Genomic DNA, 22,130 nt, shown 5'->3' with positions numbered 1-22,130 from the left:
CAGTCCGGTCGACCGGTCCGGCCCGTCTCCCGGGATGGGTGCCGATCCACCGGTACACACGGACCACGTCCCTCGACCCGAGTTCACGACCGACGCCCCGCGCGCGTTCTCACCCATCGCCCAGGAGGGGCGCGCGCCCGTAACGACGGACCGGCTCCAGACGGCATCCAGGTCCACGCCGACGCACCGGGACCGGCGCGCGGCCGGCTGGGTGAGCTCCCCCCAACACTCCGAGGCACGCCCGGACCGTTCACACCCGTCGCAGTCCTCGACGGGAAAGAGCCGACCCCTGCCCCCACCCGCGGTTCAGGCCCCGATCCCGCCCTCACCACCCCGCCGACCCATCGACCTGCCCCCCACCCACACCACCATGATCTGCGTCGCTCTCCCCGCCCTCGCCATCTCGACGGACCAGGGGCAGATGACGGGCCAGGGGCTGGAGGGGTTCTACCGTTCAGGCCGACGCCTGCTCTCCCGCTGCCGGCTCCGCGTGTCCGGACGCGAACCGCTGGCCGTGCAAGCCCGCATGATCACGGCCGACAGCGCCCGTTTCGTGGGTGCGCTGCGCGCCTCCCCGCACTCGGGCCCGGATCCGGACGTCGTCGTCGAGCGCATCCGCCGCGCGGACGGGACGGAGCGGATCACGCTGCACAGTGCGGCACTTCGCCCCTTGCGCGTGCCGGTCGAGGTCGCCCTCGGCACCGACATGGCCGAGCTGGGCGCCATCGCGTCCGGCGCGGCGGGGCCCGAACTGCCCGCCAGCGTCTACGACTCTGGCCTGCGCTGGTCATGCCCGACCGGGACCTCCTCGGTCACGGCGGATCCCACGCCCATGGACGCGCTGGCCTCCGCGGGTTTGCTGCGCTGGGAGCTCGAGCTGCCTCCCGGCGGCAGCACAAGCGTGGAGTTGAGGGTGCGCGCGGACGGAGCGGGACCCGTCCGGGCCCTTGGCCGCACGGCCACGAGCCCCCTCGCCTCCGCACAGGCATCCGGCGACGACTCGCGGCTCCAGCCGTTGTTGCGGACCAGCGTCGAGGATCTGAACGCCCTCCTGCTGCGCGACCCCGCGCACCCGGCCGACATGCATCTCGCGGCAGGAGCCCCTTGGCGTTGCGGCCCGGCCCCGGCCGACGCACTGGCCGCAGCCCGGATGACACTGCCTCTCGGCACCCGGCTCGCCGCAGGTACGCTGCGTACCCTCGCCCGCACTCAACTCCAGGGCGCAGGACCGCAGTCGGGCATGATCCCCGGCCCGAGACGGGACGCGGGCACCCACCTGCCCCCGGCCTGCACCGGCACGGAAGCCACCCTCCTCTTCCCCGCACTTCTCGCGGAGGCCCGCCGCTGGGGCCTGCCTGATTCCGAGACGGAGGAGCTGCTGCCGACGGCCGAGCGCTGTCTGACCTGGCTGCGGACGACCGTCGGGGACAATACCTACCTGTGCGACCCGCACCCCGGCGGGCCCGTCCGCTGCGAGACCCAGGCTCACGCCCACCGTGCCGCCCTGCTGGGTGCCGACCTGCTCGACGCCTGCGGCAGACCCGGCGCCGCCGAGCTGCGGCAGTGGGCCAAGGCGCTGCGGACGGCGTTTGGGGAGGACTTCTGGATCGACGACCTGAGCGGCGGCAGACCCGCGGCTGCCCGCGCCCCCGACGGCACCCCGGTACCGCACCTGGGGGCGGCCTCCGTCCATCTTCTCGACACCGGCCTGCTCGGTGAGGGCGAACTGGCACCCGGGCTGCTCGGCAAGGTGCAGACCGAACAGCTGGCACGGCTGCTCGGCGGCCCGGCCATGGACACGGGCTGGGGTCTGCGCGGGCTGGCGGTGAAGGAAGTCGGATACAACCCGTTCGGTCACCGCACCGGAGCCGTGCGGGTCCACGAGACCGCCATCGCCGTCGCGGGCCTCGCCGCCGCCGGCTACGAGAAGGAGGCGAGCTCGCTGCTGAGGGGTGCTCTGGCCGCGGCCGAGTCCTTCGGATACCGGCTGCCCGAGATGTACGCGGGAGAGCAGCGCACCGACGGGAGCGCTCCTCTCCCGCACCCGGCAGCCTGCCGCCCCGCCGCCACGGCCGCGGCCGCCGGCGTCCTGCTGCCGGTCACGCTCGCCGGCATCCGCCCCGACGCCCCCGCCCGGACGGTCACGCTGCGCCCCGTGCACAGAGCCCCCCTGGGGGAGATCGTCCTGACGGGACTTCGGATCGCCGGCGCCCCCTTCTCCGTACGGGTCGGCAGACTCGGCCTCGCCATGGTCGAGGAGGCTGCCGACGGGCTGCAACTGGGGGTGTGACCACGGCCGGCGCACGGCCGCACAACGGCCCGGACCGCATGGCGAGGCGCATATCGGCCCGATGTGGATCAGCCATCGAAGCGACCGGCGAAGGGAGTGTTTATCGTCAAGCAGACGACTATGATCGCCGCATGCCCTACGACCCGTCAGCATTTCCGCCCTTCGCCGTCACCGTGGACCTGGTCGTGCTGACCGTGCGCCGCCATGCTCTGTGCGCGTTGGCGGTACGCAGGGGCGAACCTCCGTTTCAGGGGCGCTGGGCACTGCCCGGCGGCTTCGTACGGGCCGACGAAGATCTGTCGCAGGCCGCTGCCCGTGAGCTGGCCGAGGAGACCGGGCTGCGCGCGCATGAGCCGTCCCTCCCCGCCGAGGACAACGGCGCGCACCTGGAGCAGCTCGCGACGTACGGCGACCCCAAGCGGGACCCGCGCATGCGCGTGGTCAGCGTCGCCCACCTGGCGCTCGCTCCCGACCTGCCGGCGCCGCGGGCGGGCGGAGACGCCAGCAACGCACGCTGGGCGCCGCTCGAGGAACTGCTGCAGCAGGGCGGCTACGGCCGTGACGGCGAACCGGTGGCACCGCTCGCCTTCGACCACGCCCAGATCCTGTCCGACGGCGTGGAGCGCGCCCGGTCCAAGATCGAGTACTCCTCGCTCGCCACGGCGTTCTGCCCCACCGAGTTCACCGTCGGCGAACTGCGCCGGGTCTACGAGGCCGTGTGGGGCGTGGCCCTGGACCCACGCAACTTCCACCGCAAGGTGACGGGCACGCCGGGCTTCCTCGTCCCCACCGGCGGGACCACCACGCGTCAGGGCGGACGCCCGGCGCAGCTGTTCCGGGCGGGCGGCGCCACGCTGCTCAACCCGCCGATGCTGCGCCCCGAAGTGTGACGGCGGAGCCCGAACTCGGCGCCCCGGGTGCGGCGGAGAACGGTGCACGACGTCCGAGCGGTCCTGCCGCGGACTGCCGATTAGGCGTGCGATCCCCATAAAACAGGGCATAGCGCGCTATCTTGCTGCCGTGATCCAGGTCTTCGGGTTGACCAGCATTCCCCGCAAGGGGTTTCCGTGCGCCGTCGACGACGTCTCCTTCGACGCGCACTCGGGCCGCGTGACCGCGTTGCTCGGTGCGCCGGGGGCGGGAAAGACGACGGCCCTCAGACTCATGCTCGAACTCCAACAGGGCCGCGGCATCACCTACTTCAGGGGTCGCCCCCTGCACCGCATCCCGCATCCGTCGCGCGAGGTCGGCGTGCTCCTGGGCGACGTGCCGGGACACCCGTCCCGCACCGTCCGCGGCCATCTCCGCATGCTCTGCGCCGCCGCCGGAGTCACCGTCCGCCGTGCCGACGAGATCATCGAGGCGGTGGGCCTCGCCGCACTGCGCGACGAGCGCCTCGGCACACTGTCGCGAGGTATGGACCGCCGCCTCGGTCTGGCCTGCGCCCTGCTGCCCGATCCGCACACCCTCGTACTCGACGAACCCACCGACGGACTCTCCGCCCGCGAGACCCGCTGGCTCTACGGCATGCTGCACGCGCACGCGGCCCAGGGCGGCACGGTTCTGATCACCACGGCCGACCCGAAGGAGGCAGCCCGCAGCGCCGACCGCGTCGTCACGCTGGAGCAGAGCAGACTCGTCGCCGACCAGGACGCCGGCGACTTCGCCCGTACCCGGCTGCGTCCTCGCGTCGCCGTCCGCAGCCCGCACGCCCCGCGTCTCGCCGCCCTGCTCACCAAGGAAGCGCGCGGCGCGCAGCGCTCCGTCGAGGTCGTGCGCGAGGGCGGCAACCGTCTCTCCGTGTACGGCAGTAGCTGCGCCGACGTCGGCGAGACGGCCTTCCGGCACGGCGTCCTCGTACATCAACTTGCCGACGAGGTCGGAGACATGGGGCCCGGGGCGACGGACACCCTCCTCCGGCAACCGGTCACCGTCGAGGAGCCGCAGGCGCGTGGCGAGATGCCCCACGCGGACGTCAGCCAGGATGCCGACACGGCGCCACCTGGTCCGGCACCCGCGGCGGCCCTAGTCGATGAGCCCCATTCGGCAGGCGCGGAACCACATTCCACGCACCAGGCCTGCGCTTCCCGACACGCGCACGCCGAACCGCTTGCCCGGATTCAGGGCGACGACGGGTCTTCCCTCCCTCCGCCCATCTCCCCCCGCCCCGCCCCCTCCCCCCTCCGCCCCCTGCGCTACGAAATCCGTCGCGCCACCGGCATCGGCACCGGTTTCCTCACCGCGGCAGCCGTGCTCGTCGTGTCCGCACTCACCGCCGTACTCCTGGCGCGGACCGGGCACACCCCGCAGGCGCGCTTGCTGGCCGCGTGGCCGCGGGAACTGCCGCTGCCGCCCGCCGCGCTCGGTGCCGGACTGCTCGGTGCGCTGGCCTTCGGAGACGAGTTCCGCCACCCCGCCCTGGCGGCGGACCGCGGCACCGTGCCCCGCCGGCTGGGGCTGCTCGCCGCGAAACTCTTCGTCGCCACGGCCACCGCGCTGCTGCTGGCCTTCACCACGCTTGGTTGTGACGCCGAAATGCTCTACATCGTCTACGGACGGGAGCTCACGCAAGTTCCCGCGGACTGGATTTCGCTGAGCGCGAGTTGGCTCGGGCTGGTCGTCGGATGTGCTTGGGCCGGGGTATTGGCCGCAGGTGTATTCCGGTCCACAACTGCGGGACTTGCGGCCGTGCTCGCCGTACCGGTCGCCGTCGTTCCGCTCGTACAAAAGGTCTTGGTGGGATCGTCCGTTCGTACGGCAGCCGGATTTCCGCTGCGGCTCCGGGAGGTGCTGATGGTGCAGTGGCCCTTCGGAGGTGAGCGTTATCTGTCCGCCCTGGCGCGGGTGATCGCCCAACCTGTGGGAGGCGCCCTGACGTTGTCGCTCACGGCTCTGCTCTGCGCATATCTGCTCACCACGTTGCGCAGCCGGGTCCGATGACGACCGTCCGGACACTTTCGCGCCCACCCTGTGCACAACTCCCGGAGTGAAGCCCATTCCTTTCCGATAAGGCGTCAATTGAGGCGAAGTGAGCGATCACCCTTTCGTGTGCTTTTCACCAAAGCCCTCAAGGGAGTTGGGGAGAGCGCCGACAAAAGTCCCGTGAGTACCCTTGCGCACACCATGATGACCTCCGCCCGCTCCGCAGACTCCGGTCTCGTCGGCCCGGGCGAACTGGACCGCTATCCCTACGCAGAGACCCCCATGGTCGACCGCGTCGGAGCTCCTGCCTGGGAGGGCCCGGAACCCGAGCTGGGCCGCGTGGGCCGACGTGCCGCAGGCAGCCGCGGACGCGGGCTCCACGGCCAACTCGTGCAGCAGCTCGGCCAGATGATCGTTTCCGGTGATCTGGGCGCCGACCGTCCGCTGGTGCCCGAGGAGATCGGCCAGCGCTTCGAGGTCTCCCGCACCGTCGTCCGCGAGTCGCTCCGCGTTCTCGAGGCCAAGGGCCTGGTGAGTGCCCGCCCGAACGTCGGCACGCGCGTGCGCCCCGTCAGCGACTGGAACCTGCTCGACCCGGACATCATCGAATGGCGCGCCTACGGGCCGCAGCGTGACGACCAGCGCCGCGAGCTGAGCGAACTGCGCTGGACGATCGAACCGCTCGCCGCCCGCCTCGCCGCGGGGCACGGGCGCGAGGACGTGCAGCAGCGGCTCGTCGACATGGTGGAGATCATGGGGCACGCCATGGGGCAGGGGGACGCGATCACCTTCTCCCGTGCCGACAGCGAGTTCCACTCCCTGCTGATCCAGGTCGCGGGCAATCGGATGCTGGACCACCTCTCCGGGATCGTCACGGCCGCCCTGCAGGTGTCCGGCGGTCCGGTCACCGGCTGTGACCGGCCGAACGAGGCCTCGCTGGGGCATCACGGCCGAATCGTCGACGCCGTCGGGACCGGGGACGGAGCGGGGGCCGAGTCGGCCATGCGCCAGCTGCTCACCGTCCACCCCGAGGTGGAGCGCGTCGTGCCCGCGCCGCGCGAACACTGACCACACCCCGCGGGCGGCGCGGCCGGGAGATGTCTTCTTCCTCCTGTGGCATCGCACGGCCGCCGAACCGCCTCCGTCGGACCCCGCAGGATCCGCGAGATCCTGCGGGGTCCGACGGCGTGACGGGTAGTGGGACTCTGGTAGTGCAGCGATTCGGCCCCGGGACGACCTCTTCTGTCCGTATCTGCCCGCTTTTGAGCGTTTACGGGCTGTGACTCGGGCCACGTAGATTGGGCGTAACACTCGTGGAAACAGCGCGATGACCTAAGAGGTGACTGCCGAGAAGGGAATACGGACGTCGTTCGCGGCGCTGTGCATCTTCCCGGCCCCCGCCCGCGCCGTCGGCCCAATCCCCAAAGCCGGCGGTCGGCTCCTGTCCGCCATGGACGGGGCCGGAAGCCGTTTTCCAACGTTCCGAGAGGTTGTTCGTGTCGGCCAGCACATCCCGTACGCTCCCGCCGGAGATCGCCGAGTCCGTCTCTGTCATGGCTCTTATTGAGCGGGGAAAGGCTGAGGGGCAGATCGCCGGCGACGATGTGCGTCGGGCCTTCGAAGCTGACCAGATTCCGGCCACTCAGTGGAAGAACGTACTGCGCAGCCTCAACCAGATCCTCGAGGAAGAGGGTGTGACGCTGATGGTCAGTGCCGCGGAGCCCAAGCGCACCCGAAAGAGCGTCGCAGCGAAGAGTCCGGCCAAGCGCACCGCCACCAAGACGGTCGCGGCGAAGACGGCGACGGCCAAGAAGGCCACCACCGCCGCCGCCCCGGAGGCACAGCCCGTCGCCGACGTGCCGGTCGAGGACGACGCCCCGAAGGCCGCTGCGAAGAAGGCGGTCGCCGCCAAGAAGCCGGCGGCCGCGAAGAAGACGGTCGCCAAGAAGACGGCGGCCAAGAAGACCAGCGCGAAGAAGGACGACGGCGAGGCTGTCGAGGAGGAGTCGGCCGAGGAGACCCCCAAGGGCGCCGACGAGCCCGAGGGCGCCGAGAGCGCCGGCTTCGTTCTCTCCGACGAGGACGAGGACGACGCGCCGGCCCAGCAGGTCGCCGCCGCGGGCGCCACGGCCGACCCGGTCAAGGACTACCTCAAGCAGATCGGCAAGGTCCCGCTGCTCAACGCCGAGCAGGAGGTCGAGCTCGCCAAGCGCATCGAGGCCGGTCTGTTCGCCGAGGACAAGCTGGCCAACGCCGACAAGCTCGCCCCCAAGCTCAAGCGCGAGCTGGAGATCATCGCCGAGGACGGCCGCCGCGCCAAGAACCACCTCCTGGAGGCCAACCTCCGTCTGGTGGTCTCCCTGGCCAAGCGCTACACCGGCCGCGGCATGCTCTTCCTGGACCTGATCCAGGAGGGCAACCTCGGTCTCATCCGCGCGGTCGAGAAGTTCGACTACACCAAGGGCTACAAGTTCTCCACGTACGCCACCTGGTGGATCCGTCAGGCGATCACCCGCGCCATGGCCGACCAGGCCCGCACCATCCGTATCCCGGTGCACATGGTCGAGGTCATCAACAAGCTCGCGCGCGTGCAGCGCCAGATGCTCCAGGACCTGGGCCGCGAGCCCACCCCGGAGGAGCTGGCCAAGGAACTCGACATGACCCCCGAGAAGGTCATCGAGGTCCAGAAGTACGGTCGTGAGCCCATCTCCCTGCACACCCCGCTGGGCGAGGACGGCGACAGCGAGTTCGGCGACCTCATCGAGGACTCCGAGGCCGTCGTCCCGGCCGACGCGGTCAGCTTCACGCTCCTCCAGGAGCAGCTCCACTCCGTCCTGGACACCCTTTCCGAGCGCGAGGCGGGCGTCGTCTCGATGCGCTTCGGTCTCACCGACGGTCAGCCGAAGACCCTCGACGAGATCGGCAAGGTCTACGGCGTGACGCGCGAGCGCATCCGCCAGATCGAGTCCAAGACCATGTCGAAGCTGCGCCACCCGTCGCGTTCGCAGGTGCTGCGCGACTACCTCGACTAGATCGATACCTCGAAAGCGCCTCTGACCTCGTTGCGGGTCAGGGGCGCTTTTACGTGCGAGTACCACGCTGCTGGCCCAGATGTCGCGACACCTCGGTTCGTGCGTGCCGCGTGAGCGCAAATCGCGCCACCAACATCTACTGACCGAAGCAGATCCGCGCCGCTCTCCCGCCCCTACGGGGTGGCGGAGCGTGAGCCGGGTTGTATCTCACGCCGAACGATAACGATCTTTACTCGCCCTTGGCGTTGACCATACCTCGCATAATCGCCCGCATTACGGTCAGCGGAGTTGGCATGTGCACAGCGTGAAGTACGGGGGATAGGCGGCGTGTCGGACCTGAAGAACACAGCCACGCCCATGCACAAGGCGGCTTCGGGGATACGCGGCGTGGGGCATCACACGGCGAGGCCGTTGCAGGAGTGGGCATGCACACCCGGAAGGCCAAGCTTGTCGGTGGAGTGCAACCACATGTCCGGCGACGCCCTCGCCAGCGGCCTGGAGTTCCTCGGGCTGACCGACCCGCCGGTGGACCCGGACGGGGTGCGTGAGCTTGTCAAGAAGTGGCGGGCTTGAGATATCGGCGTACGGAAATCGCGGCCTCAGTCTCCGGGAGATCGTCGAGAACCCTGCGTCGGGTGTGCGCACCGGATCTGTTCCCAACCCGAAGCTGTGAGCCGTCCATGACGACACGAGGATAACGATGACTCGCACTACCCCACCACGACCGTTTGACATCGAGGCAGAGTTCCCCGAACTGGCCGGCTATCGGAAGATCTGCACCCGGCTCCACCCACGCCGAGGAACACCGGGGCCGTTCCAGAGCTCCATCGGTGGCCCGTTCCTGTGGCCCGCCGACGAGCCGTGGCCCACCTGCCGAGCAGCCCATCCACGTGACTCCGGCCGACGCATCGACGACATTCGCCAGGAGCGTCGTCTACTTGACGCGGCATGGAATCGAAGCCCCCAATCAGGCCCGACTGATGAAGAGCGCGAGACCCTGGCTCAACTCCGGCTGGAGCATCACGTTCCCGGACTCCGTGACACTGACGCTATCCCCCTACTTCCCCTCGCCCAACTGTTCGCCAAAGACATCCCTGATCTCATCGTCCCCGAAGGGCACGATGTTCTGCAGGTCTTGTGGTGCCCCTTCAGCGCACATGGCAGGCAAGCGACGCCGGAGGTTCACCTTCGATGGCGCAAGCCATCCGAATGCACCCCACTTGTCAATCCCCCTTCCCCGGAAGTGATTGGTGACGAGGGCTACGTTCCCGAGCCCTGCACCCTCGACCCGGAACAGGTCGTAGAGCACGAATGGGCTGAACTCCTGAGCGAGACCCTGCAGCGACGCATCGAGGAATGGGAAGAGGAAATCGAGGATGAGACAGGCGAGGAGTCCGCGAACAGGGGCCACTTTCTCACCTACGACGGCGACCATTCCATTGCTCCGGGCTGGAAAGTGGGGGGCTATGCGGCCTGGGGCGTGACCGGTCCGCATGCAATCCTCTGCTCGTGCGGGGCACCCATGGAGCTACTGCTGGCCATCAACTCCGCCGAGTGGGGTGGCACCAACAGCTGGGTTCCACTGGAGGATCGTGCTCGCATCGGCACGCATGATGCGAACGTCCCGACACAAGTGAGGGTGGGCAGGGGCGGCTCACTGAACATCTTCATTTGCCCTGCGTATCCCATGCATGAACATGCGCTCAGCCTCCAGTAGCGATGTTCTACTGGATGAATAACGTCCTGGAGTCTCAGCGTCCACCGGGACCGCACCGTTATGTGGGAGAACGTCCAAGACTCGACGTACCACCACGTAAAGCCACTCTCGGCTCCTGGGACGAGGTCATCACCGCCCTCTTGGCCCTTTCTCGAGGAGATATCTCCACCGTGAACGGCATGGACCGGCAGGAGTGAGCAGGGGCCGAAGCCGATCGCCGGCAACTGCCGGCTCCTGACCGACGACGCCCTGACGACCTCCACCGTCACACCACGGCTCCAGCGCCTCGGCCCAGGCCGATCAACGTCCAACGGCCGTCGAATTACCGACTGTTGCCACGCAAGCGCCCGCGACAGATCGCCGACATCGGCTCCGGGCGGGCATGTTCGCCAGGAAAGTGACCAAGCAGTCCAGCCGCGCCATCCCGTGCTGTGCGTCGACCCGTCCGAGGCGATGCTCCGCCAGCTTGGCACGCCGCCTCCGGCAGATCTGACGCCGATCGTTGCTCCCGCCGAGGACATCGCCGAGGACGCACCCGTCTGCCCTACGAGCAGCTCGATGCGATGTGGTTGCAGGAGTCGGTGAACCACGTGGCCGATCCGGCGCGCGCTTCGTGGCCTGGCCGATCGGCTGGCGCCCGGAGGGCGTCTGCTGGTGGTGATGCTGCCGACCAGCATTCAGTACCCGCTGCGGGTAGGGGGGCACCTCGGTCGGCCGCTCGGCGTCCTCCTCGTAGAGCATCCGCTCCTCCACGGTGCCGTCGGCACGGCGGTACGTCGCCTGGGCAGCGACTGTTCCGAGCATCTGCAACGCGACGATTGCGATGCCCACGCCGTCAAGGCCCAGCCCAAAGTATTTCCAGGCTTACGCTTCCGAGCGACCTGCGCGTATGCACGCCAAGCGCAGCGCTCACCCACCCATTGCGCGACTTCTTCGACCGAGTCGCGGTCGTACGACACCGAAGGGCCCGGTTCTCCCCCGGAGGACCGGGCTTTCGCGTCGTCGCGCGGGTGCGGGGTGCGGCGGGCTGGATGACTCTGGGTCTCCCAGAACCAACCGAGAGTGAGGAGCCTGCATGCGTCGACTCTTTGTCCGGGCACTCGTCCGGCCGCTGGCTCTTGCGGCCGCAGTGACCGCAATACCTTTGCTGTCCACCGCCCCCGCGACCGCCGACAGCGTTGTCATAGGGAGTTTCCCCATCGATGTGTCCGAGAGCCCTTGGACGGTGGCGCTGGCCAGCCGTGACCGGTTCGGGGGTACGCGCGCCGGGCAGTTCTGCGGCGGCGTCGCCATCGGCCGTACGACCGTGCTCACCGCCGCCCACTGCATGGGTGAGGACGTCCTCGGGGCATCGCCGAAGCGCGTCAGTGATCTCAAGGTCATCGCGAACCGTACGGACCTGCTCTCGCACCACGGCCAGGAGATCCCGGTGCGCGCGGTCCGGGTGAATCCGGACTACGACAGCGGCACCAACGCCGAGGACTTCGCCCTGCTCACCCTCGCCGAGCCGCTGCCCCAGAGCTCGGTGATCGAGATGGCGGCCCACGGCGATCCGGCCTACAAGCCGGGCACGGGTGCCATGGTCTCCGGGTGGGGAGATCTCACCGGCGGCGGCGACTACGCGCGCAGCCTGCGGGCCACGCGCGTGCACGTGCTGTCCGACAGCCGCTGCCGGCAGGCCTATCCGGGCAGCACCGAAGGTGCCTACCTGGCCCAGAGCATGCTGTGTGCCGGTGAGACGGGCGGCGGTCACGATGCCTGCCAGGGGGACAGCGGCGGTCCCCTGGTCGCCCAGGGCAAGCTGATCGGGCTCGTGTCCTGGGGGAGCGGCTGCGGCCGTGCGAAGGATCCCGGCGTCTACACGCGCGTCTCTGAGGTCGTACGGGCGCAGGGGCGGAGTGTCGGGGCGAGCGGGCCCCAGCGGGGCCGCTGAGGGAGCCTGAGCGGCTTTCGGACACGAGCGCGGGCGGCGCGGTCCCTGGATGCAGGGGCTGCGCCGCCCGTGTGCCCGGCCTGTGCCGGATCTGGCTCGTCGTGGATGCGAGGTGTCAGCGCTCTTCTTCAGAAGCGTTTGCGGGAACGGTCGTGAGCCGCTCCGTCTCGTCCTGTATCTCAGCGGCGATCTTCTTGAGTTCCGGCTCGAACTTGCGACCGTGGTGGGCGCAGAAGAGCAGCTCTCCGCCGCTGAGCAGGACAACGCGCACGTAGGCCTGTGCGCCGCAGCGGTCGCACCGGTCAGCGGCCGTCAGCGGGCTCGCGGGGGTCAGAACAGTAGTCACGTCGCCTCTTCTCTAGCTCGACGAGCTGTCGTACCAGGGTCAACATCCAACCAGCCCCAAAACGTTCCCGCCCCGGGCTTCTCCTCGAAAAAAATCTTCGAGGACGGCTGTCTGCTGGCGGTTGGCGGCGAATGTGCCGTATTGCGTGTCAGTCGTGTCTTACGGTTTCGCGCGGTCTGTCATGGTCTAGCCCTCCCGGCTGGGTTGCCGGTTGTTCATGAGGACGTGCCCGGAGCCTAAATGGTTCATGCCTGGAAGGGAACGTGATATGTACTTCACCCCATCGAGGGATCGAACACGTATGCGACACTGGTCTACTCTTAACTTCAGCCCGAGGGTGGCGTTACAACGGCTCTACCAGGCCTCGGTACCCTCTTGACGGCTACCGAAGCCGCGCCCTTACCCACGAGGGCCCCACCTGAAATTCAGCGAGGAGCGAACCGCGTGACCGCCGAGACGTCCGTGCCGTCCACAGCGCTGCTGGCAGGAGCAGACCGGGACGGTTCCAACTACACCGCGCGGCACCTGCTCGTCCTCGAGGGGCTCGAGGCCGTGCGGAAACGCCCGGGCATGTACATCGGATCCACCGACAGCCGTGGCCTGATGCACTGCCTGTGGGAGATCATCGACAACTCCGTGGACGAGGCCCTCGGGGGCTACTGCGACCACATCGACGTGATCCTCCACGACGACGGCTCTGTCGACGTGCGGGACAACGGCCGGGGCATCCCGGTCGACGTCGAGCCCAAGACGGGTCTGTCCGGCGTCGAGGTCGTCATGACCAAGCTGCACGCCGGCGGCAAGTTCGGCGGCGGCTCGTACGCCGCCTCCGGCGGTCTGCACGGCGTCGGCGCCTCCGTGGTCAACGCCCTGTCGGCGCGCCTGGACATGGAGGTGGACCGGGACGGGCACACCCACGCGGTCAGCTTCCGGCGCGGTGTCCCCGGTGCCTTCGCCGGGGACGGCGCCAACGCCAAGTTCGAGGCGAAGAGCGGCCTGCGCAAGGTCAAGAAGATCCCCAAGACCCGCTCCGGCACGCGTACGCGTTACTGGGCCGACCGCCAGATCTTCCTCAAGGACGCCAAGCTCTCCCTGTCGACGCTGCACCAGCGCGCCCGCCAGACGGCGTTCCTGGTGCCCGGCCTGACGATCGTCGTCCGTGACGAGCTCGGCCTCGGCGAGGGCGGCAGCAAGGGCGAGGAGTCGTTCCGCTTCGACGGCGGCATCAGCGAGTTCTGCGAGTACCTGGCGAGCGACAAGCCGGTCTGCGACGTCCTCCGCCTTTCCGGCCAGGGCACCTTCAGGGAGACGGTCCCCGTCCTGGACGAGCACGGGCAGATGACGCCCACCCAGGTCACCCGCGAGCTCGACGTCGACGTCGCGATGCACTGGGGCACGGGGTACGACACGACCCTCAAGTCGTTCGTGAACATCATCGCCACCCCCAAGGGCGGCACGCACGTCGCGGGCTTCGAGACGGCCGTGACCAGCACGATCAACGAGGTCCTGCGCGCCAAGAAGATGCTGCGCGTCGCCGAGGACGACATCGTCAAGGACGACGCCCTGGAGGGCCTCACCGCGGTCGTCACCGTACGCCTGGCCGAGCCGCAGTTCGAGGGCCAGACCAAGGAGGTCCTCGGCACCTCGGCGGCCCGGCGCATCGTGAACACCGTGATCTCCAAGGAGCTCAAGGCGTTCCTGACCTCCACCAAGCGCGACGCGGCCGCGCAGGCGCGTGTCGTCATGGAGAAGGCGGTCGCCGCCGCCCGTACGCGCATCGCCGCCCGCCAGCACAAGGACGCACAGCGCCGCAAGACGGCTCTGGAGTCCTCGTCGCTGCCGGCGAAGCTCGCGGACTGCCGCAGCGACGACGTGGACCGCAGCGAGCTGTTCATCGTCGAGGGAGACTCCGCGCTCGGCACGGCCAAGCTCGCCCGGAACTCCGAGTTCCAGGCGCTGCTGCCGATCCGCGGCAAGATCCTCAACGTTCAGAAGTCGTCCGTGACCGACATGCTCAAGAACGTCGAGTGCGGCGCGATCATCCAGGTCATAGGAGCCGGCTCGGGCCGGACGTTCGACATCGACGCGGCCCGCTACGGCAAGATCATCATGATGACCGACGCCGACGTCGACGGCTCGCACATCCGCACTCTGCTGCTGACGTTGTTCCACCGCTACATGCGGCCCATGGTCGAGGCGGGCCGCGTCTTCGCCGCGGTGCCGCCGCTGCACCGCATCGAGATCGTCCAGCCGAAGAAGGGCCAGGACAAGTACGTCTACACGTACTCGGACCGGGAACTGCGCGACAAGCTGCTGGAGTTCGAGAGCAAGGGCATCCGGTACAAGGACTCCATCCAGCGCTACAAGGGTCTCGGAGAGATGGACGCCGACCAGCTGGCCGAGACGACGATGGACCCGCGTCACCGCACCCTGCGCCGGATCAACCTCTCCGACCTGGACTCGGCCGAGTCCGTCTTCGACCTGCTGATGGGCAACGACGTGGCTCCGCGCAAGGAGTTCATCTCCAGCTCGGCGGCGACGCTGGACCGGTCGCGCATCGACGCGTAGCCGCTGCGTCCGGGCCGGGTCGGCCCCAGCCGGTACCAGCGGTGTCGTACGTCGGCTCCACCCGTGGGTGGAGCCGACGGCGGTCGCCGGTTCCACCCACGATCCACCCCGGCTCCGATTTGCCGACCTGCGGATTTCCGTAGCGTCGAAGGCGTCGGCAGCACTCGCTGCCGCGGATCCCTTCTTCGCTCACGGAGGCATTGATGTCCGGGCTCGTCAACGCGCTGATGATCGCGGCCGTGGTCGTCCTGGTGATCGTCCGGCAGTTCCGCGCACAGCAGATAGGCGCCGGGAGGCGCTGGTGGCTCGTGCCCCTGATCCTCGCCGTCGTCGCGCTGCGCGAGCCCGGAATCCTGGACGTCCATCACCGCACCGTCTCGGCCGTTCTGCTCGGCGCCGAACTGCTCATCGGCCTCGCCACCGGAGCCGGCTGGGCCTGGACCACCCGGATATGGGCGCAGCCCGACGGCTCGGTGTGGAGCAAGAGCACCAAGGCGAGCGTGACCGTCTGGATCGTCGGCATAGCCCTGCGCGTCGGTCTCTACGCGCTCGGTGCCGCCGTCGGCGTGCACCAGGACAGCGCCGCCCTGCTCGTCGCCCTCGCGGCCACCCTCCTGGTCCGCTCGGGAATCCTGACATGGCGGGCCCAGGCCGTCGCCCCGGCCGCGGGTTCCACCACGGCGTACGGTGACGACATGGTCCGCCCCGCGCGGAAGGAGCGTGTGTGACGGAGAACGTCTGGACGCGCTGGCCCTCCCGGGAGGCGCTGGGGCGGGCAGATACCTCACAGCCCCGGCGCATGCTCGCCTGGGTCGTGCGGCTGGCCGCCCTCGGCTTCCTGCTGTGGGCCGCATTCCACAGCAGCCGGGTCCACGGCTGGGTGTTGGTCGCCGGCGGCGTGGGGGTGGTCGTGGCCGCGTTCCTCGCCTGGGCCTTCTACCGCACCACCCTGCAGCACAGGCTGTGGCCGTCCCTGGCCTGCATGCTCCTGTTGCTGGGACTGGCGGTGGCGGCCCAGGCCGGAGGATTCCAGGCACCCGCCCTCGTCCTCTGGTGCGGCTGTGCCATCACCGCTCTCGAGCGGCTGCCGCTGGCGGTCGCCCTGCCGATGGCCTCCGTCGCCCTGTCCTCGTACGCCGCGGTGAACAACGACGTGTGGCTGACCACGGCGGCCACCACGGGAGGCCTCGCCCTCACCGGGTATGTGCTGCGGCTCGACGCCGAGGCGCGTGGCAATGCCCAGAGACTGCTCGCCCAGGAGCGGGCCGCGCGGGCCGCCGAGGCGGAGTCGGCGGCGCTGGCGGAGCGGGCGCGGATCGCCCGGGAGATCCACGACGTGCTCGCGCACAGCCTCTCGGCTCAGCTCGTGCATCTGGAGGCGGCCAGGCTGCTGATCGAGCGGGGCGCCGACCGGGAGCAGATCCTGGACCGGGTGGTGGCGGCGCGGGGCATGGCGCGCGACGGTCTCGACGAGACGCGGCAGGCGCTGTCCGCGCTGCGCGGCGAGCTGACTCCGCTGGAGGAGTTCCTGTCCCAGCTCGCCGGTGTGACGGCGGGCGCCGAGGTCACCATTACGGGTGAGCGCAGGCAGCTGCCGGCCGAGGCGTCGCAGGCCGTGCGCAGGGTCGCGCAGGAAGCCCTGACGAACGTCCGCAAGCACGCGCCGGGGGCCAAGGTGCAGGTGCGACTGGACTACAGCCACCAGCAAGTGACGCTGGACGTACGGGACTCCGGCGGCTCGCCGGGTGAGCTGGCCGGGGCGGGCGGCGGGTACGGTCTGCTCGGCATGCGGGAGCGCGCCGAGTTGCTGGGCGGCTCGCTGGAGGCCGGGCCGGACGAGGAGGGGTTCGTGGTGACGCTGAAGGTGCCCGCATGACGGAAGAGGCCGGGGAACGGCCTGCGCGGGTGGTGGTGGCGGACGACCAGACGGTTGTGCGCGAGGGGATCGTGATGCTGCTGGGCCTGCTGCCCGGGATCGAGGTGGTCGGTGCGGCTGCGGACGGGGACGAGGCGGTGCAGCTCGTCGCCGAACTCGCCCCGGACGTGGTGCTGATGGACCTGCGCATGCCCCGCTGCGACGGCGTGGAGGCGACCCGGCGGATTCGCGCCGAGCACCCCGGCACGCAGGTCGTGGTGCTCACGACGTACGCGGACGACGAGTCCTTGTTTCCGGCGTTGCGGGCGGGGGCACGGGGCTATCTCACCAAGGACGCGGGCGGGGACGAGATCGTACGGGCCGTGCAGAGCGTGCTGTCCGGGGACGCGGGGCTGTCGCCGAGCATCCAACGGCGGCTGCTGGAGCGGCTGTCGGACCCGGAACCGGAGCTCCAGCCGGTGACCGCGACCGAGCCGCCGGACGGGCTCACCGCACGCGAGACCGAGGTGCTGCTCCTGATCGCCGACGGCCTCAGCAATCAGGAGATCGCGCGCAAGCTGCATGTCTCTACCGCGACGGTGAAGACCCACATCAACAACCTCTTCGCGAAGACGGGACTCAAGGACCGCGCGCAGGCGGTGCGTTACGCGTACGCGAAAGGGCTGGCGAGACCGTCGGCGGGATGAGTCACCTGATGGGGTGAAGAGCACGGGGAGAAGAGTCGGGGATCTTCCCGTTCTGTCCATCCTTGGGCATGCAGTCAAGCAACAGCCGTCCCCGCACAGTCGGGGGTGGCACCGATGGTTCGCCCGAGCGCCGCGAGGGGCACGGCCCGTCGCCCGCCGAGGCGCCCGGGGGCGTGAGGTACGACGACCCTTGGTACGACGCACTCGCCTCCGGCTGGGGCGAGTCGGACGCTCCGGGCGGACGCGCCCCTGGGCCGAAAGATGTTCCCGCACGCCTCGAGAGCGAGGACGAGACCGCGGCCGGCGTCTACCTCGAGGTGCAGCGCAGCGCGGCGTTCCAGGAGGTGCGCAGCACGTATCGCAGGTTCGTGGTGCCGGGTGTCGCCGTGTTCTTCGTCTGGTACGTGGGATACGTCGTGACGGCCACGACCGCTCCCGGGCTGATGGCGCATCCCGTGGCCGGCTCCGTGAACGTGGCGATGCTCGCGGGGCTCGGGCAGTTCCTCACGACGTTCCTGTTCGCCTGGGCCTACGCCCGGCACGCGCGGCTGCGCAGGGACCGGGCCGCCCTCGAACTGCGCTGGGACACACAGGAGCTGACGCGCGGCGTGCAGGGCGGGGCGTCGTGACGGGCAACCACCAGACGCTGGCACTCTGCCTGTTCAGCGCGTTCATCGTGGTCACGCTGGCGATCACCACCTGGGTAGGTCGTAACCGGCAGGGTTCCGCGGAGGAGTTCTACGCGGGTGGGCGTCTCTTCTCGCCCATGGAGAATGGTTTTGCCATCGCGGGCGACTACATGTCGGCGGCCTCCTTCCTGGGTCTGACGGGACTCATCGCGCTGTTCGGGTACGACGGGCTGCTGTACGCGGTCGGATTCCAGGTCGCCTGGCTGGTCGTGCTCTTCCTCGTCGCCGAACTGGTGCGCAACTGCGGGCGGTTCACCCTGGCCGACGTGGTCGCGGCGCGGATGAGCGAGCGGCCCGTCCGGATCGCGGCGGGAACTTCCTCGGTCACCGTCTCCGTTCTCTATCTGGTGGCGCAGATGGTCGGGGCGGGAAGCCTGGTCGCGCTGCTGCTCGGAGGGACGAGCCCGGCGGCTCGGGCCTGGACCGTCATCGGCGTCGGCGCGCTCATGGTCATCTATGTGTCGCTGGGCGGGATGCGGGCCACCACCTGGATCCAGATCGTCAAGGCGGTCCTGCTGCTCGCCGGTACGGTCGCTCTTACCGTGCTCGTCCTGCTGCGGTTCCACGGCGACGTCGACCGGCTGCTGCTGACGGCCGCCGAACGCAGCGGCCACGGCGACGCGTTCCTGGCGCCGGGGCTGAAGTACGGAGGCGACTGGACCGCCCGCTTCGACTTCATCAGCCTCGGTCTCGCCCTGGTGCTGGGGACGGCCGGGCTGCCGCACATCCTGTCCCGCTTCTACACCGTGCCCACCGCCCGGGCGGCAAGGCGTTCGGTGCTCTGGTCGATCGGGCTCATCGGCGCTTTCTACCTGATGACGTTCGTCCTCGGCTTCGGTGCGGCGGCGATCGTCGGCCCCGAGGCGATCCGCGGGTCGAACGCGGCAGGGAACACGGCGATGCCGCTCCTCGCGCTCGACCTGGGCGGTGGCGCGAACTCCACCGGAGGAACGGTTCTGTTCGCGGTCGTCGCCGCCGTCGCCTTCGCCACGATCCTCGCGGTGGTCGCCGGCATCACGCTCGCCTCCTCGGCGTCCGTGGCCCACGACCTGTACGCGTCCCTGCGGCGCAGCCGTGCGAAGCAGCACAGCGAGGTGGCCGTGGCACGCGTCGCCTCTGTCGGCATCGGCGTGGTCGCCATCGCCCTCGGCCTGCTGGCCCGTGACCTCAACGTCGCCTTCCTGGTCGGCCTCGCCTTCGCGGTCGCCGCATCGGCGAATCTGCCCGCGCTGCTCTACTCGCTGTTCTGGCGCGGCTTCACCACCCGCGGTGCCGTGTGGGCCGTCTACGGCGGCCTGATCCCCGCGCTGGTCCTCGTCGTGCTGTCGCCGGTGGTCTCCGGCAGCCCCGAATCGCTGTTCCCCGGCGTCGACTTCCAGTACTTCCCGCTCCAGAACCCCGGCCTCGTGTCGATCCCGGCGGGCTTTTTCGCGGGCTGGCTCGGCACGGTCACCTCCTCCGAGACCCCGGACGAGGCCAAGCACGCGGAGACCGAGGTGCGGTCGCTGACGGGGGCGGGGGCCGCGTAGGAACGGCGCGGTGTGCGGGCTACGGCGCCACCCATGCGTACAGGTGCTCCGGTCTCCCCGTGTCGCCGTACTTGAGGGAGAGGCGGAGGCGGCCGGCCTGTTCGAGGTGGCGTAGGTAACGCTGGGCCGTGGAGCGGCTCAGCCCCGTCTCCGCGGCCACCTCGTGGGCCGAGAGCGGGTGGTCGGCGTGGTGCAGGACGTGGCAGATCAGGTCGCTCGTCGGCTCTGTGTGGCCGCTGGGCAGGCCGGGTGACGACGTGGCCGGGGTGGTGCGGAGTGCGCCGAAGATCCGGTCCACCTGGTCCTGGCCGGCGATGCCGTGGCCCCCGACCCGGTCGACGGTGCGGCGCAGGGCGGCGTAGGAGTCGAGACGGGTGCGCAGGGCGGCGAAGGTGAAGGGCTTGACCAGATAGTGCAGTGCGCCGAGGCGCATCGCGGCCTGCACGGTGCCCACGTCGCTGGCCGCCGTGATCATGATGACGTCCGTGCCGTGGCCCTGTTCCCGCATGCGGTGGACGAGTTCGAGCCCCGTCCGGTCGGGCAGGTAGTGGTCGAGCAGAACCAGGTCGATGGCTCCGCGTTGCACGCTGGCAAGCGCCTGAGCAGCACTGTGCGCACGGTCGGCCACCCGGAAGCCGGGAACCTTCCCCACGTACTTGGCGTTTATCTCAGCGACGCGGAAGTCGTCGTCCACGACCAGGACGTCAATCATCGGGCCTCTTTCTGTCAAGGCCTGGCGAACATTTCGCCCGTGTTTCGGCTCAGCAGTTCTAGCGCGAGCAAAATGAGCACAACAGGCTGTTGCAAGCAAAAGAACGGCATGCGCCCACAAGGCTGCTGCTGTGGCCCGGACCACATCTACCGTCCCCGGCCATGAGCGCAGACACCAGCCCCGCCATCCAGCTACGGGGCGCGAGCAAGATCTTCAAGACCCCGTCGGGGGGTCTGCACACGGCCGTCAGGGAGCTGGACCTCACGGTCGGGCGCGGCGAGTTCGTGGCGGTCGTCGGCCCCACCGGCTGCGGCAAGTCGACCACGCTGACCCTCGTCAGCGGGTTGGAGGAGCCCACCGAGGGCGACGTCCTGGTCGCCGGGCAGCCGGTCGACGGCGTCGGCGACAAGGTCGGTTTCGTCTTCCAGCAGGACGCCACCTTCCCCTGGCGCACGGTCCTGTCCAACGTCATGGCGGGCCCGCGTTTTCGCGGTGTGCCCAAGGCGGAGGCGAAGGAGAAGGCGCGCGAGTGGCTGGCCCGCGTCGGGCTCGCGGCCTTCGAGGACCGCTACCCGCACCAGCTCTCCGGTGGCCAGCGCAAGCGCGTGGCGCTCGCCGCGACCTTCGTCAACGACCCCGAGATCCTGCTGATGGACGAGCCCTTCTCGGCGCTCGACGTGCAGACCCGGGCGCTGATGTCGGACGAGCTGCTGGAGCTGTGGTCGGGCACGGGCGCCTCCGTGGTGTTCGTCACGCACGACCTGGAGGAGTCGATCGCGCTGGCCGACAAGGTCGTCGTGATGACCGCCGGTCCCGCCACCGTCAAGCAGGTCTTCGACATCGACCTGCCGCGGCCGCGCAAGGTCGAGTCCGTGCGCCTGGAGCCGCGCTTCATCGAGATCTACCGCGAGATCTGGGAGTCCCTGGGCGAAGAGGTCCGGATCACCCGTGAGAGGGGTGCCGCCAATGTCGCCTGAGGTTCTCAGCACGCCGGTCGTCGACACGGCCAAGGCACCGGACCGCACACAGACACGCGCGCGTGCCGCCCGCAGACGCAAGATCGTCGTCACGGCCGCCCGCGTCCTGCTGCTCGTCGCCGTCCTCGGACTGTGGGAGGCGCTCTCCCGGGCCAAGGTCATCGACCCGTTCAACTTCTCGATGCCCTCGAAGATCTGGGACCAGGTGTGGACCTGGCTGACCCACGGGACCGCCATCGGGTCCCTGGGCGAGCAGATCTGGTACACGCTGTACGAGGCGCTGCTTGGCTGGGTGCTCGGTGTGATCGCTGGTGTGGTGTTCGGCATCGTTCTCGGGCGGATCACCTTCCTCGCCGATGTCCTTGGTCCATACATCAAGGTGCTCAACTCGATACCCAGGATCGTCCTCGCCCCGATCTTCGTGATCTGGTTCGGGCTCGGCCCGGCCTCCAAGGTCGCCTCGGCCGTCGTCCTGGTCTTCTTCCCGGTCTTCTTCAACGCCTTCCAGGGCGCCCGCGAGGTCGACCGCAACCTCGTCGCCAACGCCCGCATCCTCGGCGCGAGCAACCGGCGCGTGACCCTCCAGGTGGTCATCCCCTCCGCCACCTCGTGGATCTTCACCAGCCTCCACGTCAGCTTCGGCTTCGCCCTGATCGGCGCCATCGTCGGCGAGTACATCGGCGCCACCAAGGGCGTCGGTCTGCTCATCGCGCAGTCGCAGGGCACCTTCAACACGGCCGGTGTGTACGCGGCGATGGTCATCCTCGCCGTCGTGGCACTCGCCGCCGAGGGACTGCTGACCTTCGCCGAGCGCCGCATCTTCCGCTGGAAGCCGGCGGGTTCCGACAGCTGA

Annotated in this window: 17 protein-coding genes; 15 read left to right on the top strand and 2 right to left on the bottom strand. The window is 69.5% G+C overall.

What is annotated here, in order from left to right; genetic code table 11:
• The first annotated feature begins 370 nt into the window (after window positions 1–370).
• From ACGFYN_RS03595 to ACGFYN_RS03565, 7 genes are all read left to right on the top strand, one after another.
• Window positions 371–2,290, top strand: coding sequence for a glycogen debranching N-terminal domain-containing protein (locus ACGFYN_RS03595; RefSeq protein ID WP_393864061.1), 1,920 nt, complete (start codon window positions 371–373; stop codon window positions 2,288–2,290).
• A gap of 131 nt (window positions 2,291–2,421) precedes the next feature.
• Window positions 2,422–3,180, top strand: a complete 759-nt coding sequence (locus ACGFYN_RS03590) for an NUDIX domain-containing protein (protein WP_393864060.1) — start codon at window positions 2,422–2,424, stop codon at window positions 3,178–3,180.
• 130 nt (window positions 3,181–3,310) lie between these two features.
• Window positions 3,311–5,230 carry an ATP-binding cassette domain-containing protein gene (locus ACGFYN_RS03585; RefSeq protein ID WP_393864059.1) on the top strand — a complete coding sequence of 640 codons (1,920 nt, stop codon included), beginning with the start codon at window positions 3,311–3,313 and terminating at the stop codon, window positions 5,228–5,230.
• Window positions 5,231–5,392: 162 nt separating this feature from the next.
• Window positions 5,393–6,280, top strand: a complete 888-nt coding sequence (locus ACGFYN_RS03580; RefSeq protein ID WP_393864058.1) for a FadR/GntR family transcriptional regulator — start codon at window positions 5,393–5,395, stop codon at window positions 6,278–6,280.
• A gap of 428 nt (window positions 6,281–6,708) precedes the next feature.
• Window positions 6,709–8,244, top strand: coding sequence for an RNA polymerase sigma factor (locus tag ACGFYN_RS03575; RefSeq protein WP_393864057.1), 1,536 nt, complete (start codon window positions 6,709–6,711; stop codon window positions 8,242–8,244).
• Window positions 8,245–8,944: 700 nt separating this feature from the next.
• Window positions 8,945–9,961 carry a hypothetical protein gene (locus ACGFYN_RS03570; RefSeq protein ID WP_393864056.1) on the top strand — a complete coding sequence of 339 codons (1,017 nt, stop codon included), beginning with the start codon at window positions 8,945–8,947 and terminating at the stop codon, window positions 9,959–9,961.
• A 1,075-nt stretch (window positions 9,962–11,036) separates the two neighbouring features.
• Complete coding sequence (locus tag ACGFYN_RS03565) at window positions 11,037–11,894, top strand: S1 family peptidase (protein ID WP_393864055.1); 858 nt, start codon at window positions 11,037–11,039, stop codon at window positions 11,892–11,894.
• A gap of 115 nt (window positions 11,895–12,009) precedes the next feature.
• Here the strand turns inward: ACGFYN_RS03565 and ACGFYN_RS03560 are convergent, their stop codons facing one another.
• Complete coding sequence (locus ACGFYN_RS03560) at window positions 12,010–12,240, bottom strand: hypothetical protein (RefSeq protein WP_393864054.1); 231 nt, start codon at window positions 12,238–12,240, stop codon at window positions 12,010–12,012.
• Window positions 12,241–12,684: 444 nt separating this feature from the next.
• On the opposite strand from ACGFYN_RS03560, the gene ACGFYN_RS03555 reads away from it, so the two are divergent.
• The 6 genes from ACGFYN_RS03555 (at window position 12,685) to ACGFYN_RS03530 (ending at window position 19,588) form a co-directional block, all read left to right on the top strand.
• Window positions 12,685–14,808, top strand: coding sequence for a type IIA DNA topoisomerase subunit B (locus ACGFYN_RS03555; RefSeq protein ID WP_393864053.1), 2,124 nt, complete (start codon window positions 12,685–12,687; stop codon window positions 14,806–14,808).
• A 203-nt stretch (window positions 14,809–15,011) separates the two neighbouring features.
• Window positions 15,012–15,536, top strand: a complete 525-nt coding sequence (locus ACGFYN_RS03550) for a DUF1453 domain-containing protein (RefSeq protein ID WP_393864052.1) — start codon at window positions 15,012–15,014, stop codon at window positions 15,534–15,536.
• Window positions 15,533–16,684, top strand: a complete 1,152-nt coding sequence (locus ACGFYN_RS03545) for a sensor histidine kinase (protein ID WP_393864051.1) — start codon at window positions 15,533–15,535, stop codon at window positions 16,682–16,684. Before ACGFYN_RS03550 ends, ACGFYN_RS03545 begins: the two co-directional genes overlap by 4 nt.
• Window positions 16,681–17,370, top strand: coding sequence for a response regulator (locus tag ACGFYN_RS03540; RefSeq protein WP_393864050.1), 690 nt, complete (start codon window positions 16,681–16,683; stop codon window positions 17,368–17,370). The genes ACGFYN_RS03545 and ACGFYN_RS03540 overlap by 4 nt, the downstream gene beginning before the upstream one ends.
• Before the next feature lie 68 nt (window positions 17,371–17,438).
• Window positions 17,439–17,999, top strand: coding sequence for a DUF485 domain-containing protein (locus tag ACGFYN_RS03535; RefSeq protein WP_393864049.1), 561 nt, complete (start codon window positions 17,439–17,441; stop codon window positions 17,997–17,999).
• A complete protein-coding gene (locus tag ACGFYN_RS03530) occupies window positions 17,996–19,588 on the top strand; it encodes a cation acetate symporter (RefSeq protein ID WP_393864048.1) in 1,593 nt (530 codons plus the stop codon). Before ACGFYN_RS03535 ends, ACGFYN_RS03530 begins: the two co-directional genes overlap by 4 nt.
• Before the next feature lie 19 nt (window positions 19,589–19,607).
• On the opposite strand, the gene ACGFYN_RS03525 is transcribed toward ACGFYN_RS03530, so the two are convergent.
• Window positions 19,608–20,300 (bottom strand): response regulator, encoded by a 693-nt coding sequence (locus tag ACGFYN_RS03525; protein ID WP_393864047.1) that lies wholly within the window; start codon window positions 20,298–20,300, stop codon window positions 19,608–19,610.
• A gap of 161 nt (window positions 20,301–20,461) precedes the next feature.
• Here ACGFYN_RS03525 and ACGFYN_RS03520 point away from each other — a divergent pair, with 161 nt between their 5' ends.
• Window positions 20,462–21,277 (top strand): ABC transporter ATP-binding protein, encoded by an 816-nt coding sequence (locus tag ACGFYN_RS03520; RefSeq protein WP_393864046.1) that lies wholly within the window; start codon window positions 20,462–20,464, stop codon window positions 21,275–21,277.
• Entirely contained in the window at window positions 21,267–22,130 is an 864-nt protein-coding gene (locus ACGFYN_RS03515; RefSeq protein ID WP_393864045.1) for an ABC transporter permease, read from the top strand. The genes ACGFYN_RS03520 and ACGFYN_RS03515 overlap by 11 nt, the downstream gene beginning before the upstream one ends.

This window comes from Streptomyces sp. NPDC048419 (genome assembly GCF_043200415.1).
Taxonomy (GTDB): domain Bacteria; phylum Actinomycetota; class Actinomycetes; order Streptomycetales; family Streptomycetaceae; genus Streptomyces.
The sequence above is the reverse complement of the archived record's forward strand: the minus strand, read 5'-3'. Positions and strand labels throughout refer to the sequence as shown.